Source organism: Pseudomonas sp. SED1, assembly GCF_034044025.1.
Classification (GTDB): Bacteria; Pseudomonadota; Gammaproteobacteria; order Pseudomonadales; family Pseudomonadaceae; genus Aquipseudomonas.
The window spans coordinates 61037-75895 of record NZ_JAXCIS010000238.1; the positions used below are offsets into that span (position 1 = coordinate 61037).

General features: G+C 62.3%; 11 protein-coding genes. All 11 read left to right on the forward strand.

Going from position 1 to position 14859, the window contains the following annotated elements; translation table 11 throughout:
* Positions 1–58: 58 nt before the first annotated feature.
* The 11 genes from SNL23_RS31025 to glgX all read left to right on the forward strand — a co-directional run bounded on the left by SNL23_RS31025 (position 59) and on the right by glgX (position 14859).
* Positions 59–514, forward strand: a complete 456-nt coding sequence (locus tag SNL23_RS31025; protein WP_076013896.1) for an SRPBCC family protein — start codon at positions 59–61, stop codon at positions 512–514.
* 154 nt (positions 515–668) lie between these two features.
* Entirely contained in the window at positions 669–1115 is a 447-nt protein-coding gene (locus SNL23_RS31030; protein ID WP_318304690.1) for a DUF411 domain-containing protein, read from the forward strand.
* 3 nt (positions 1116–1118) lie between these two features.
* Positions 1119–1550: a YqaA family protein gene (locus tag SNL23_RS31035; RefSeq protein ID WP_167664982.1), complete on the forward strand. Its 432-nt coding sequence runs from the start codon at positions 1119–1121 to the stop codon at positions 1548–1550.
* Positions 1551–1606: 56 nt separating this feature from the next.
* Positions 1607–2620, forward strand: a complete 1014-nt coding sequence (locus tag SNL23_RS31040) for an alpha/beta fold hydrolase (protein ID WP_318304692.1) — start codon at positions 1607–1609, stop codon at positions 2618–2620.
* 26 nt (positions 2621–2646) lie between these two features.
* Complete coding sequence (locus SNL23_RS31045) at positions 2647–3600, forward strand: D-2-hydroxyacid dehydrogenase family protein (RefSeq protein WP_318304693.1); 954 nt, start codon at positions 2647–2649, stop codon at positions 3598–3600.
* Positions 3601–4123: 523 nt separating this feature from the next.
* The gene (glgA, locus tag SNL23_RS31050; RefSeq protein WP_076013892.1) at positions 4124–5683 is read left to right on the forward strand and encodes a glycogen synthase GlgA; all 1560 of its coding nucleotides are present in this window, start codon (positions 4124–4126) and stop codon (positions 5681–5683) included.
* Between the two features lie 17 nt (positions 5684–5700).
* Positions 5701–7452, forward strand: a complete 1752-nt coding sequence (gene treZ / locus SNL23_RS31055; RefSeq protein ID WP_318304694.1) for a malto-oligosyltrehalose trehalohydrolase — start codon at positions 5701–5703, stop codon at positions 7450–7452.
* Positions 7449–9533: a 4-alpha-glucanotransferase gene (gene malQ, locus SNL23_RS31060; protein ID WP_318304695.1), complete on the forward strand. Its 2085-nt coding sequence runs from the start codon at positions 7449–7451 to the stop codon at positions 9531–9533. Before treZ ends, malQ begins: the two co-directional genes overlap by 4 nt.
* Positions 9530–12286, forward strand: a complete 2757-nt coding sequence (locus SNL23_RS31065) for a malto-oligosyltrehalose synthase (protein ID WP_318304696.1) — start codon at positions 9530–9532, stop codon at positions 12284–12286. Before malQ ends, SNL23_RS31065 begins: the two co-directional genes overlap by 4 nt.
* A 24-nt stretch (positions 12287–12310) precedes the next feature.
* Positions 12311–12577, forward strand: coding sequence for a DUF2934 domain-containing protein (locus SNL23_RS31070; RefSeq protein ID WP_318304697.1), 267 nt, complete (start codon positions 12311–12313; stop codon positions 12575–12577).
* A gap of 122 nt (positions 12578–12699) precedes the next feature.
* Positions 12700–14859, forward strand: coding sequence for a glycogen debranching protein GlgX (glgX, locus tag SNL23_RS31075; protein WP_076013888.1), 2160 nt, complete (start codon positions 12700–12702; stop codon positions 14857–14859).

Genomic DNA, 14859 nt, shown 5'->3' on the forward strand with positions numbered 1-14859 from the left:
GCAATGCGCGGGAGCCAGACTATTCTGACAGTTCGCTCCGCCACACAGGAGGTGTGTCATGCACGCAGTTGAGCACCCGATCCGTCTGGAGCGGATCAGTCAGGAACGCTATATCCAGGCCCCTATCGAAACCGTTTACGACTATGTCACCCAACCGGATCGCTGGCATGAATGGCATCCGACATCCTTGGGCGCCGACACCGGCACCACGGGCTCCTTGCCCAGTGGCCATCGTTTTACCGAGACCATCGACCTGCTGGGTGTGCGGGTACCCATGAGCTATCGCGTGCAGGTTGCGCAGCGACCGCGGGAGTTCAAGACCGCATTTACTTCGCTGGCAGTGGACGGCTGCATTCACTATTTCTTGCAGGCCAAAGGCGACGGCACCTTGTTTACCCGTGTGCTTATCTATGAAACCGAACTGCAACTGCCCACCTTGCATGAACGCATGATCGCCCTGTCCAACCAAGCCCTTGACCAGCTCAAGCAGCGCCTGGAATCCCCGTCTTCCTGACAAAACCGTCATCTCCCTCTCAGTTTTCCGACAGCACCAGGCCGTTATTCTGGTGCTGCCGGTGTTTCGTAAAACCTCGTAACAATCCCGGAAAACCCTTTTGTAAAAAGCGCGGAGAATGCCCGGCTGTTGCCCTTTATCTGACGAGATGATGATGAAAACTACCCTGCGACTGGCCGTGCTGTCGGCCCTGCTCATGAGCCCCCTGGCCCAGGCTGCCGAGCTGATCCCGATTGATGTGCACCGCGATGCCAACTGCGGGTGCTGCAAGAAGTGGATTGCCCATCTGGAAAGCAACGGCTTCAAGGTCAACGACCATGTGGAAACCAACATGAGCGAGGTCAAGCAACGCCTGGGCGTGGCGCCGCGCCTGGCGTCGTGCCATACCGGCGTGATCGACGGCAAATTCGTAGAAGGCCATGTACCTGCCGATCAGGTATTGGCCCTGCGCAAGCGCGACGACTTGCTGGGCATTGCTGCACCGGGCATGCCTATGGGCTCGCCGGGCATGGAAATGGACGGCAGCAGCGATGCCTACCAGGTGATCGGCCTGACTCGCGAAGGCAAAGACGTGGTAGTGGCTGACTATCCGGCACGCTGATTGATGCTTGCCGGTTACCTGGGACTGTTTTTCGCCGCCTTCGGCGCCGCCACGCTGTTGCCGATGCAATCAGAGGCGGTGCTGGTGGGGCTGTTGATCAGCGGGCACTACAGTCTCTGGCTGCTGCTTGCGGTTGCAACGGTTGGCAACGTATTGGGCTCGGTGGTGAATTGGCTGCTCGGGCGCTCGGTTGAGCGGTTCAAGGAGCGGCGCTGGTTCCCGGTGAGTCCGAAGCATCTGGAAAAGGCCCGTACCCACTATCAACGCTGGGGCCATTGGTCATTGTTGCTCAGTTGGGTGCCGATCATCGGCGACCCCCTGACCCTGGTGGCCGGGGTCATGCGCGAGCCATTCTGGCGTTTCCTGCTGCTGGTGAGCCTGGCCAAAGGGGCGCGCTACGGGGTATTGGCCATGCTCACCCTGCACTGGATTTAATCTCCCGTTAATCCCCTCGCCACAGCATCCGGGCACTGTTCCCGGAGCCTATACCAATGTCCAAAATCCGCTCACTCTGCGTCGCCAGTCTGCTGCTCGGCAGCGCACTTCCCGCCTTTGCCGCCACCGAGGGCCCGACCTACGGCCCGGAACTGCAAGGTTTCAAATACCCTTACCCGGTGGAACACTTCACCTTCCAATCCCAGGGCAAATCCCTGCAGATGGGCTACATGGACGTGCCGGCCAAGGGCAAGGCGAACGGGCGCAGCATCGTGCTGATGCACGGCAAGAATTTCTGCGGCGCCACCTGGGATGAATCGATCAAGGCCCTGAGCGACGCCGGCTACCGGGTGATCGCCCCGGACCAGGTCGGGTTCTGCACCTCCAGCAAGCCGGACAATTACCAGTACAGCTTCCAGCAACTGGCGATCAACACCCACCAACTCCTGGAAAAACTCGGCATTCAGAAAGCCACGCTCCTCGGCCATTCCACCGGTGGGATGCTCGCCACACGCTACGCCCTGCTCTATCCGCAGCAAACCGAACAGCTTGCACTGGTGAACCCCATCGGCCTGGAAGACTGGAAGGCCATTGGCGTGCCCTATCGCAGCGTTGACCAATGGTACGAGCGCGAGTTGAAACTGACCGCCGAAGGCATCCGCAAGTACGAGCTCGACACCTACTACGTCGGCCGCTGGAAGCCTGAATACGACCGCTGGGTCGATATGCTCGCCGGGATGAATAAAGGCCCCGGCCACACCCAAGTGGCGTGGAACTCGGCGCTGATTTACGACATGATCTTCACCCAGCCGGTGTACTACGAGTTCAAGGACCTGCAGATGCCCACCCTGCTGTTGATCGGCACGTCCGACAACACCGCCATTGGCAAAGACCTGGCGCCACCGGCGGTCAAGGCGAAGATCGGCAACTATGCGGTATTGGGCAAGCAAGTGGCCAAGCTGATTCCCCACGCTACCCTGGTGGAATTCCCGGGCCTGGGCCATGCCCCGCAAATGGAAGAACCGGCACAGTTTCACAAGGCGCTGCTGCAAGGGCTGAACGCCCTCTAATCCAACCTTTTTCGAGGCTCGCGTGCATGTCGGTACAGATCGCAGTGATTGATGATTGGCAGAATGTGGCCAGTGGCGTGGTGGACTGGTCAGTCCTGGCGTCGGTCGGCCAGGTGCACTTCCTCCACGAGTACCCAGCGGACACCGCCACCTTGATCGAGCGTTTACAGGGCTTCGAGGTGATTTGCGTGATGCGCGAACGCACCACTTTCGATCAGGCCCTGCTGCAAGGCTTGCCCAAGCTGAAGCTGCTGGTGACCGGCGGCATGCGCAACGCCGCCATCGACATTCCAGCGGCCAAGGCCTTGGGCATTCAAGTCTGCGGCACCGACAGCTGCAAGCACGCCGCCCCGGAACTGACCTGGGCGCTGGTCATGGCCTCCACCCGCAACCTGCTGGCCGAAGCCAATTCCCTGCGCTCCGGCGGTTGGCAGGTGGGCCTGGGCGGTGATCTGTACGGCAAGACCCTGGGGATTCTCGGCCTGGGCAGCATTGGCCAGAAGGTCGCGAAGTTTGGTCAGGCGTTCGGCATGCGCGTGATTGCCTGGAGCGAAAACCTCACGCCGGAACGCGCCGCCGAATCCGGCGTGACCTGGGTCAGCAAGCGCGAACTGTTCGAGCAGGCGGATGTGTTGTCGATTCACCTGGTGCTCAGCGACCGCAGCCGCGGTCTGGTAAACGCCGAGGCGTTGGGCTGGATGAAACCTACAGCGCATCTGGTGAACACGGCCCGCGGACCGATTGTCGACGAAGCAGCTTTGATTGATGCGCTGGCCAGTGGCCGCCTGGCGGGAGCGGCACTGGATGTGTACGCCCAGGAGCCTCTGCCGGCCGGGCATCCGTTCCGCCAGTTACCCAACGTATTGGCCACGCCCCATGTTGGATACGTCAGTGAGCAGAACTACCGCCAGTTCTACCAGCAAATGATCGAAGATATTCAGTCATGGGCCAAAGGAGCGCCCCTTCGCGCATTGAGCTAACGCACCAAAATCGCGCAGATGCACTTCTGTGGCGAGGGGGCTTGTCCCCCGTTGGGCTGCGTAGCGGCCCTAAATCAGGCACTGAGGTCTGCCTGAAGCACGCGATGCCCCTTCCAGCGCTGCTGCGCAGCCCAACGGGGGACAAGCCCCCTCGCCACAAAGGGCCGTCTCACCAGAGGAGAACGGTACTTCCCGCACATGAAAAAAATTTTGTCCTACAAAAATCTCCCACAGACCCCACGGGCTCTAGGATCTGTCCTAGACTCATGACCGATGGGTCCGATCCAAAACAAAAACCCCGCAAAAAATCGAAACTTTCCAACTCTGCCGTAGGTCAGGTTTAAGGTAAGGCGAGCGCTGACGGTTCACACCGAACGCCCGTCCATCCACTCAATTCAAGACTCCAGCACAACTGGCATAAGGCTTGCCAGTCTGTGTAGCGCTTGTGCGCCTGGCCGCAGGATGCGGTCAACCTTTGCTGATTGCCATATGCCATCAGCCGACCAACACATGGGAGAGAACTATGATCAGTGCCGCTGTAGATACTCAGGGAGAGCGTTTTAGTCAGCCGGTTGGCGGGCCGACCTCTTTGGTTGACCTTCCCAACACGCTGCGGCCGGTTCAAAGTCGTAATCCCAATCGCAAGAAAGTGCTGTTTGTCACCTCGGAACTGGCTGACCTGGTGAAAACCGGCGGCCTGGGTGATGTGTCCGCCGCCCTGCCCCGCGCCATGGCGCACCTGCATGATGTGCGCGTGCTGATCCCCGGCTACCCGCAGGTGCTGGAAAGCGACAACCCCATCCATATCATCGGTGAGCTGGGCGGCCACGCTGCGCTGCCGCCGTGCAAGATCGGGCGCATGGACCTCAAGGATGGCCTGGTCATCTACGTGCTGATCTGCCCCGAACTGTATGAACGCGAAGGCACGCCCTACGGCGCCAATAACGGCCGTGACTGGCCCGATAACCATATCCGCTTCGCCCGCCTGGGCCTGGCCGCCGCCGATATTGCCGCCAACCTGGCGCAAATCCACTGGTGCCCGGACCTGGTGCACGCCCATGACTGGCCCGCAGGCCTGGCGCCGGCCTATATGCACTGGCGTGGGTCACGTACCCCTACGCTGTTCACCATTCATAACCTCGCCTACCAAGGCGTGGTCAGCCTGGCCTCGTGCCCGGAGCTGGGGATTCCCGAACACGCCTTGCAACAGGAAGGCATGGAGTTCTACGGCAAGCTCTCGTTCCTTAAGGCCGGCATGGCGTATTCCAGCCATATCACCACGGTCAGCGCCACGTACGCCCAGGAAATTACCACCCCCGAATTCGGCTGCGGTCTGGATGGCTTCCTCGCCAGCAAGACCCAGCAAGGCTTGCTCAGCGGTATTCCCAACGGCATTGATGAAAGCTGGGAATCGTCTACCGACCCGCACCTGACTCACCCCTTCAACATCGGTGACTGGGAAGGCAAGGCACAGAACGCCGCCCATGTACGCAACCTGTTCGGCCTGGACGACTCCACCGGCCCGCTGTTCGCCGTGGTGTCGCGGCTGGTCTACCAGAAAGGCCTGGACCTGACCGAAGCGGTCTCCAGTTTTATTGTCGAAAACGGCGGCCAGATCGCGATCATCGGTCGCGGCGAGCCGGAAGAAGAGCAAGCAATGCGCGCCCTGGCGCTGCGCTTTCCCGGCCAGATCGGCGTGCGCATCGGTTTCAACGAGACCGACGCTCGGCGCATGTTCGCCGGCAGTGACTTCCTGCTGATGCCATCCCGTTACGAACCCTGCGGCCTGAGCCAGATGTACGCCCAGCGCTTCGGCTCGTTGCCGGTTGCCCGCAACACTGGCGGCCTGGCCGACACCATCGAAGATGGCGTCACCGGTTTCTTGTTCAACGAATCCACTGTCGAAAGCTATAAAGCGGCCCTGAGCCGCGCATTCAAGGTTTTCGCCTTCCCAGGCTTGCTCAACGCCATGCGTTGCCGGGCTATGGCCGCACCGTTCAACTGGTGCCAGGCAGTGGAACCCTATGCCGAACTTTATGAGCAACTGGTAGCGAAAGCGCTGGGAAGATCGGGGAAACAGTAAAAAAGAGGTCTTCATAGATGCCGTCAAGGACTCTGGAAACCTGGCCCCACGGCGCGATCATGCTGGATGCGGAACACACCCGTTTCGCCTTGTGGGCGCCAGACGCGTTTTATGTCAGCGTTGAATTTGAAGAAGGTGAATCGGTCGCGATGCTGCCCCAGGCCGATGGCTGGTTTGTGGTGCAGCTGCAATGCCCACCGGGCACACGCTACCGCTACAACATCGACGGCGAACAGGACGTTCCCGACCCGGCTTCCCGGGCACAGGCCACGGACGTTCACGGCTTCAGCGTGGTGGTCGACCCGCTGGCCTATCAGTGGCGCCAAAGCCACTGGCAAGGCCGGCCATGGCACGAAGCGGTGATCTACGAGTTGCACGTGGGCGTACTGGGGGGCTACGCCGAGGTCGAAAAACAACTGCCGCGCCTCGCCGAACTGGGCGTCACCGCCATTGAGCTGATGCCCATCGCGCAATTCCCCGGCGAACGCAACTGGGGCTACGACGGCGTCCTGCCCTACGCCCCCCAATCTTCCTACGGTTCGCCCGAGCAACTGAAACAGTTGATCGACAGCGCGCACCACCATGGCCTCGCGGTGATCCTTGATGTGGTCTACAACCACTTCGGCCCCGACGGCAACTACCTCGGCACCTACGCCAAAGGCTTCTTTCGCGAAGACGTGCACACACCCTGGGGCGCCGGCATCGATTTTGATCGACGTGAGGTCCGCGACTTCTTCATCGACAACGCGCTGATGTGGCTGCTGGAATACCGCTTCGACGGCCTGCGCCTGGACGCCGTGCACGCCATCAACGATCCCGAATTTCTTGAGGAACTGGCGCAAAAAGTACGCCAGCAAGTCGACACTGGCCGCCATGTGTGGCTGGTACTGGAAAACGAATTCAACCAGGCCAGCCTGCTGGAGCGCGGCTTCGATGCGCAGTGGAACGATGACGGCCACAACGCGCTGCACGTGCTGCTCACCGGCGAAACCGACGCTTACTACACCGACTTCGCCGAAGACCCCACCGGCAAACTGGCCCACTGCCTGAGTGAAGGTTTTATCTACCAGGGCCACACCACGCGCCATGGCCACGCACGGGGCGAACCCAGCGGCCACCTGCCGCCCAGCGCCTTTGTGCTGTTCCTGCAGAACCACGACCAGATCGGCAACCGCGCTCTGGGCGAACGCCTGCATCAACTGTGTTCGCCTCAGGCCCTGAGCGCCGCGACGACCTTGTTGCTGATGTCACCGATGATCCCGCTGATGTTCATGGGCGACGAAGTCAACGCCGAGGAACCGTTCCTGTTCTTCACCGACCACCACGGCGAGCTGGCCGAGGCGGTACGCGAAGGCCGGCGCAACGAGTTTGCCGACTTTGCTGCGTTCAGCGACCCCGAACGCCGCGAACGGATTCCCGACCCCAACTCCCTGCAAACCTTCCGCCGCTCGGCGCCCGCCCTCGCCGACTGCGGCGACTCGCAGCTCTACCGCCAGCTACTGAGCCTGCGCCACCAGCATATCGTGCCGCACCTGCCGGGCAGCGTCGCTCTGGGCGCGCAAGTGCTGGCGGTAGGCGCGGTCACGGCGCGGTGGCGCCTGGGCAATGGCAGCCTGCTGCAGATCGACCTCAACCTGAGCGCCGATTCTCTGAACTACCCGGCCGCCGAGCACCTCCTATTTGTGACGCAGGCCAGCGGGGCCAAACAATTGGCCCCCTTCAGCGCCCGCGTCAGCCTCACCCATTCCCCTGTTGGAGAGCACCCTTGAGCGACGCGCAATTGGAAATACTCGCCAGCCGAGCGGGCCTGGCCGTCGATTGGATCGACGCGAATGGCCGCCCGCAACATGTCAAAGCCGACGCCCTGCGCGCCGTGCTCAAAGGCCTGGGCCACCCGGCCGACAGCGACACCGAGATCGAAGCCAGCCTGCAAGACCTGGAGCGCGTGCAGCAAGACAAGCACCTGCCGCCCCTGATGACCGTCGACAGCGGCGCGGGCCTCGACCTGGCGCGCTACTTCGCCCCCGGTACGCCGTGCCAGATTCACCTCGAAGACGACAGCGTGCTGGACCTGCGCCTGGACGATAATGCGGTGTTGTCCGGATCGATCCCGGTGGGCTACCAACAGGTGCATATCGCCGACCAGCATTTCACCCTGGCCGTGGCACCGACTCATTGCTACACCGTCGCTGAAGCGGTCGACACCGAAACCGCCCGCGCCTGGGGCCTGAGCGCCCAACTGTATTCCCTGCGACGCAGTGGCGACGGAGGCTTTGGCGACACTCAGGCCCTGGAGCAACTGGCCCGCTCTGCTGCCGAACGCGGCGCCGATGCCCTGGCCATCAGCCCGATGCACGCGATGTTCAGCGCCGACACCGAACGCTTCAGCCCGTATTCCCCGTCCAGCCGCCTGTTCCTCAATAGCTTGTACGCCTCCCCCGGCTGCATCCTCGGTGAGCGCGCGGTGCAAATCGCCATCGAAGCCAGCGACCTGGCCGACGAGCTGCATGACCTTGAGCAGCAATCGCTGATCGATTGGCCGGCCGCTGCCAAAGCCAAGCAGCGCCTGTTGCGCACCCTGTATGAAGACTTCCGCCGGGGCGACCACCCGCAACACGCCGACTTCCTGAGCTTCCGCCAGGCTGGCGGTGAAGCCCTGGAAAACCACTGCCGCTTCGAAGCCGTGCAGGCCGAACGTGCGGCCAGCGGCGAGAGCCTCGACTGGCGTCACTGGCCCGAGGACTGGCAGAGCCCGCAAAGCCCGGCGCTGGTGCAATTTGCCGAAGCCAATCGGGATGAAATCGGCTTCTACGCCTTCAGCCAATGGTTGATCGCCCGTTGCCTGGAGCGCGCGCAACAAGCGGCGCGCGGCAGCGGCATGGGCGTCGGTCTGATCGCCGACCTGGCCGTAGGCGCTGACGGCGGCGGCAGCCAGGCCTGGAGCCGTCAGGACGAACTGTTGGCGGAACTCACCGTGGGTGCGCCACCGGACATCCTCAACCGCGCAGGCCAGGGTTGGGGCATTTCTGCGTTCTCTCCCGAAGGCCTCAAGCGCAATGGCTTTCGCGCTTTTATCGAAATGCTGCGGGCCAACTTCGCCCATGCCGGCGGCTTGCGCATCGACCATGTGATGGGCCTGCAACGCCTGTGGGTGATCCCGATGGATGCCTCACCGCGTGAAGGTGCGTACCTGTATTACCCGGTGGACGACATGCTGCGCTTATTGGCGCTGGAGTCGAGCCGCCATCAGGCGATCGTCCTCGGTGAAGACCTGGGCACCGTACCCGACGGCCTGCGGGAAAAACTGATCGCCCGCTCGATCCTTGGCATGCGCGTGCTGTTGTTCGAGCAAGACCACGACGGCCAGTTCAAGCCGATTCTGGATTGGCCGGACAACGCGCTGGCCACCACCAGCACCCACGATTTACCGACCCTCAACGGCTGGTGGCACAGCCGCGATATCGACTGGAATATCCAGTTGGGGCTGATCGATGCTCCCACCGTCGAACAATGGAGCGACCACCGCCTGCGGGAACGCCAGGCGCTGCGCCAGGCCTTGAGCCAGGATCCGCAGAACTTCACCGATGAAGTGCGCAACGAAACCGATCATGTCATCGACGCCAGCGTGCGCTACCTGGGCCACACCCGGGCACCGTTGGTATTGCTGCCGCTGGAGGATGCCCTGGGGGTTGAGGAGCAAGCCAACCTGCCCGGCACCACCGACACCCATCCGAATTGGCGCCGCCGCCTGGCGGGCGATGCAACCACCCTGCTCGACGATGAAAACGCCGCCCGCCGCCTTGAGCTGCTGGCCGTAGCGCGCATCCAGGCCCACGAGCGTGACCGATGAAGCCATTGACGCTAAGGGCCACCCAGCGCCTGCAATTTCATAAGGGCTTCACCCTCGACGACGCGGTACCGTTGGTGCCGTACTTTGCCGAACTGGGCATCAGCCACCTCTATGCTTCACCGCTGCTGAGTGCCCGTGCCGGTTCCATGCACGGCTATGACGTGGTCGATCCCACCACCGTCAATCCCGAACTGGGCGGCGAACCGGCGCTGCGCCGGCTGGTAGCAGCGCTGCGCGAGCACGAGATGGGGCTGATCCTCGACATCGTCTCCAACCACATGGCCGTCGGCGGTGCCGATAACCGCTGGTGGCTTGGCCTGCTGGAATGGGGCCGCCTGAGTCCCTACAGTGAGTTCTTCGACATTCAATGGCACTCGCCAGACCCGCTGCTCAAGGGTCAACTGCTGATGCCGTTCCTTGGCAGCGACTACGGCGAAGCCCTGCAAACCGGCGCCCTGCCCCTGCGTTTCGACCCGCAGCACGGCAGCTTCTACGTCGAGCACTACGAACATCGCTTCCCGATTTGCCCACGAGATTACGGCGAACTGCTGCCGATCAAGACGCTGGCCGACCGCTTCAGCGGCCTGGCCTACCAGCCAGACGCCTACCCCCAGGCCGCCGCGCTGAAACAGGAGTTGGTCGAAGCTGCCCGTGATCCGGACACCCTGAAGGCCATCGAAGACAACCTCAGCCTCTACGACGCGCGCCAGCCTGAAGGCTTCGCCCGCCTGCACAACCTGCTGGAACAACAAAGCTATCGCCTGGCCAGTTGGCGCACGGCGGCGGACGATATCAACTGGCGGCGCTTCTTTGACGTCAACGAGCTGGGCGGCCTGCGGGTTGAACGCAGCGCGGTGTTCGAGGCCACCCATGGCAAGATCTTCCAGCTGATCAGCGAAGGCCTGATCGATGGCCTGCGTATCGACCATATCGACGGCCTCGCCGACCCTCGCGGTTATTGCCGCAAACTGCGCCGCCGGGTGGATTCCCTGGCCGGTGGGCGGCACTTGCCGATCTTCGTCGAGAAGATCCTCGGCGAAGGCGAAACCCTGCGCGAAGACTGGCAAGTGGACGGCACCACCGGCTACGAATTCATGAACCAGCTGTCGTTGCTGCAACACGACCCGGATGGCTTCGAGCCCCTGGCCGAGTTGTGGACGCGCCACACCGAACGCCCCTCTTCGTTTATCGAAGAAGCCTGGCTGGCTCGCCAGCAGATACTCAACGGCTCCCTGGCCGGCGACTTTGAAAGCGTGGCCCAGGCCCTGCTGCAAGTGGCCCGGGACGATGTGATGAGCCGCGACCTGACCCTGGGTGCAATTCGCCGGGCATTGCAGGAACTGATCGTGCACTTCCCGGTGTACCGCACCTACATCAGCGCCCGGGGCCGCAGCGAACTGGACGACGTATTTTTCCTGCAAGCCCTGGCAGGTGCCCGCAGCACCTTGAGCGAAGGCGACTGGCCGGTGCTCGACTACCTGGAAAAATGGCTCGGCGGCCAACCCTGGCGCGACCGCCCATTGGGCCGCGAACGCAAGATGCTCAAGCATGCCTGCGTGCGCTTCCAGCAACTGACCTCACCGGCGGCCGCCAAGGCCGTGGAAGACACCGCGTTCTATCGCTCGGGCGTGTTGCTGTCGCGCAATGACGTGGGCTTCAGCACCGAACAATTCAGCGCACCGCTGGCGGACTTCCACGCCGTCAACCAGCAGCGCCTGCGCACCTTCCCCGACAACCTGCTGGCCACCGCGACCCACGATCACAAGCGCGGCGAAGACACCCGTGCACGCCTGGCGGTGCTCAGCGAATGCGCCGAGTGGTATGCCGAGCAGGTGGAGCAATGGCGCACCCACGCCGCCCGTTTGCGCAGCGATGCCAACACTCCATCAGCCGGTGATGAGTTGATCCTCTATCAGGTGCTGCTCGGCAGTTGGCCGCTGGACCTGCATCGCGATGATGCCGAGGGCCTGGCGGACTATCATCAGCGCCTCTGGCAGTGGCAACAAAAAGCCCTGCGCGAGGCCAAGCTGCAAAGCAGCTGGAGCGCGCCTAACGAGCTGTATGAACAAGGTGTCGAAGCGTTCCTGTCACGGCTGCTGCTGGAAGACTCCGGCAAGGCCCTGCGCGACGCCATCGGCGCAGCCGCCCAGGCCATCGCCCCGGCAGGCGCGGTCAACGGGCTGGCGCAATCCTTGCTTCGCCTCACCGTGCCGGGCGTGCCGGATCTGTATCAGGGCGATGAGTTCTGGGACTTCACTCTGGTAGACCCTGATAACCGCCGGCCGGTGGATTTTCACGCGCGAGAAAAGAGGTTGCACACGCCGCCGGACATCGGCGAGCTGATGTTCAACTGGCATGACGGGCGTATAAAACAGGCATTGATCGGCCAGGTCCTGGCGCTGCGCAAGACGTACCCGCAGCTGTTTCGCCAGGGCACTTACGAACCTCTGGAAGTGGTGGGCGAGCACGCCGAACGGGTGGTCGCTTTCTACCGCGAATACCAGGGTAAACAGCTGCTCGTGGTGGTGCCGCGCTGGCCTCATCGGCTGCTTGAAAACGGTGTGCATCCGCTGATCAACGCGCAGATTTGGGGCGATACCCGGGTCCGTTTACCGTTCGCCGCACCAACCCGAAATTGGAAGGGACTTTTCCGAACAGGCGCAGTCACACCAAACAAGGAGCTCATGATCAGCGCTGCCCTGGGGGATTTCCCGGTCAATGTCTTTATCAATCCTGATGATCAAGAAAGCTGAAAATTTTCTGTGAGGAGCATTGCGATGAGTACTGAAGACAAACGCATACGCGAACTGGCGCATCAGATCTGGGAGTCGGAAGGCAAACCCCACGGCGAGGACGCGCGACACTGGGAGATGGCGCGCAAGCTGGCGGAAGCCGAAGCGTTGACGCCATCCAAATCGCCCAAGGCGGCCGCCAAGGCCAAGCCTAAAGCCAAGCCGGCGGCGGCAGCGCCCAAAGCGGCAGCCAAGCCAAGCGCAGTGCCGGCGGCGAAGAAGCCTGCTGCGAAGAAGCCCAAGGCGCCCTGACCCGAAGATCCTCCTGCGCGTGCGCCCGCACCGCAGGAGGCCGTCCAACCCACGATATTTAACTGGCTTCACGCCAGAAAGGCCCCGTTCGGCCTGGAAAAACTACTTGCAGGAGCACTTCCATGAGCAAACCCAACAAGCCCAAATCGACGCCGGAAAACGAGCCGTCGCGGATTCGTGAAGGTTTGCCCTTCCCCCTCGGCGCGACCTGGGACGGTCTTGGGGTTAACTTTGCGCTGTTCTCGGCCAACGCCACCAAAGTCGAACTGTGCATCTTCGACGACAGCGGCGAAGTCGAGCTTGAACGTATCGAACTCCCCGAATACACCGACGAGACCTTCCACGGCTACCTGCCCGACGCCCATCCCGGGCTGATCTACGGCTATCGCGTGTACGGTCCCTATGACCCGGCCAACGGTCATCGCTTCAACCACAACAAACTGCTGATCGACCCCTATGCCAAGCAGTTGGTGGGCGAACTCAAATGGTCGGAAGCACTGTTTGGCTACACCATCGGCCACCCCGATGCCGACCTCAGTTTCGACGAACGCGACAGCGCGCCCTTCGTGCCCAAGTGCAAAGTCATCGACCCGGCCCACACCTGGGGCAATGACCAGCCGGTACGCACGCCGTGGGACCGCACGATCATTTATGAAACCCATTTGCGCGGCATCACCATGCGCCACCCTTCGGTGCCTGAAGAAGTGCGCGGTACCTGCGCCGGGCTGATGGTTGACGATGTGCTCAAGCACATTCGCCAGTTGGGTGTGTCGTCGGTGGAACTGCTACCGGTGCACGCCTTCGTCAACGACCAGCACCTGCTGCAAAAAGGCATGACCAACTACTGGGGCTACAACAGCATTGCGTTCTTTGCCCCAGACCCGCGCTACCTGGCCAGCGGCAAGATCGCCGAATTCAAGGAGATGGTTGCGCACCTGCATGAAGCCAAGCTGGAAGTGATCCTGGACGTGGTCTACAACCACACCGCCGAAGGCAACGAGCAAGGCCCGACCCTGTCCATGCGCGGCATCGACAACGCCTCGTACTACCGCCTGATGCCCGATGACAAGCGCTTCTACATCAACGATTCCGGCACCGGCAACACCCTCGACCTGAGCCACCCGTGTGTGCTGCAGATGGTCACGGACTCGTTGCGCTACTGGGCCACCGAGATGCACGTCGACGGTTTCCGCTTCGACCTGGCAACCATCCTTGGCCGCTACCGCGACGGTTTCGACGAGCGCCACAGTTTCCTCGTGGCCTGCCGCCAGGACCCGGTGCTGCGCCAGGTGAAAATGATTGCCGAGCCGTGGGACTGCGGCCCAGGTGGTTATCAGGTCGGTGGCTTCCCGCCGGGCTGGGTGGAATGGAACGACCGCTTCCGCGATACCGTGCGCTCGTTCTGGAAAGGCGACGACGGCCAACTGGCGGACTTCGCCGGGCGCATGACGGCCTCGGGCGAGATGTTCAACCAGCGGGGTCGGCGGCCATACAGCTCGGTGAACTTCATCACCGCCCACGACGGTTTCACCCTGCACGACCTAGTGTCCTACAACGACAAGCACAACGAAGCCAACGACGAGAACAACCAGGACGGCAGCAACAACAACCTGTCGTGGAACCACGGTGTCGAAGGCCCCACCGACGACCCGGAAATCAACGCACTGCGCCTGCGCCAGATGCGCAATTTCTTCGCCACCCTGCTGCTGGCCCAGGGCACGCCGATGCTGGTGGCCGGTGACGAGTTCGCCCGCACCCAGCACGGCAATAACAACGCCTATTGTCAGGACAGCGAGATCGGCTGGATCAACTGGGAACTGGATGAAGACGGCAAGGCCCTGCTCAAGTTCGTCAAGCGCCTGATCAAGCTGCGCCTGGCGTACCCGATCCTGCGTCGCGGACGCTTCCTGGTGGGCGACTACAACGAAGACATCGGCGTCAAGGACGTCACTTGGCTCGCGCCGAGCGGTGATGAAATGACCATCGAGCAATGGCAAGACAGCCACGGCCGCTGCCTCGGCATGCTGATGGATGGGCGCGCCCAGGAAACCGGGATTCGCCGCCCGGGGGCCGATGCCACCTTGTTGCTGGTGGTCAACGCCCACCACGACATGGTCAATTTCCGCCTGCCACCGGTGCCGGATGGCGGCTTCTGGACGTGCATGCTCGACACCAACGAGCCGGCGGTGCGGGGTCAGGAGCGCTTCGATTTCGATCACGAATACGCCGTCACCGGGCGTTCGCTGCTGCTGTTTGAATTGCAGCATGAGGACGAGGTGTGA

Coding starts and splice junctions, on each gene's coding strand:
- glgA (WP_076013892.1), top strand. CDS start 4,124: ATGATCAGTGCCGCTGTAGATACTCAGGGAGAGCGTTTTAGTCAGCCG.
- SNL23_RS31035 (WP_167664982.1), top strand. CDS start 1,119: ATGCTTGCCGGTTACCTGGGACTGTTTTTCGCCGCCTTCGGCGCCGCC.
- SNL23_RS31040 (WP_318304692.1), top strand. CDS start 1,607: ATGTCCAAAATCCGCTCACTCTGCGTCGCCAGTCTGCTGCTCGGCAGC.
- SNL23_RS31030 (WP_318304690.1), top strand. CDS start 669: ATGAAAACTACCCTGCGACTGGCCGTGCTGTCGGCCCTGCTCATGAGC.
- treZ (WP_318304694.1), top strand. CDS start 5,701: ATGCCGTCAAGGACTCTGGAAACCTGGCCCCACGGCGCGATCATGCTG.
- SNL23_RS31025 (WP_076013896.1), top strand. CDS start 59: ATGCACGCAGTTGAGCACCCGATCCGTCTGGAGCGGATCAGTCAGGAA.
- glgX (WP_076013888.1), top strand. CDS start 12,700: ATGAGCAAACCCAACAAGCCCAAATCGACGCCGGAAAACGAGCCGTCG.
- SNL23_RS31045 (WP_318304693.1), top strand. CDS start 2,647: ATGTCGGTACAGATCGCAGTGATTGATGATTGGCAGAATGTGGCCAGT.
- SNL23_RS31065 (WP_318304696.1), top strand. CDS start 9,530: ATGAAGCCATTGACGCTAAGGGCCACCCAGCGCCTGCAATTTCATAAG.
- SNL23_RS31070 (WP_318304697.1), top strand. CDS start 12,311: ATGAGTACTGAAGACAAACGCATACGCGAACTGGCGCATCAGATCTGG.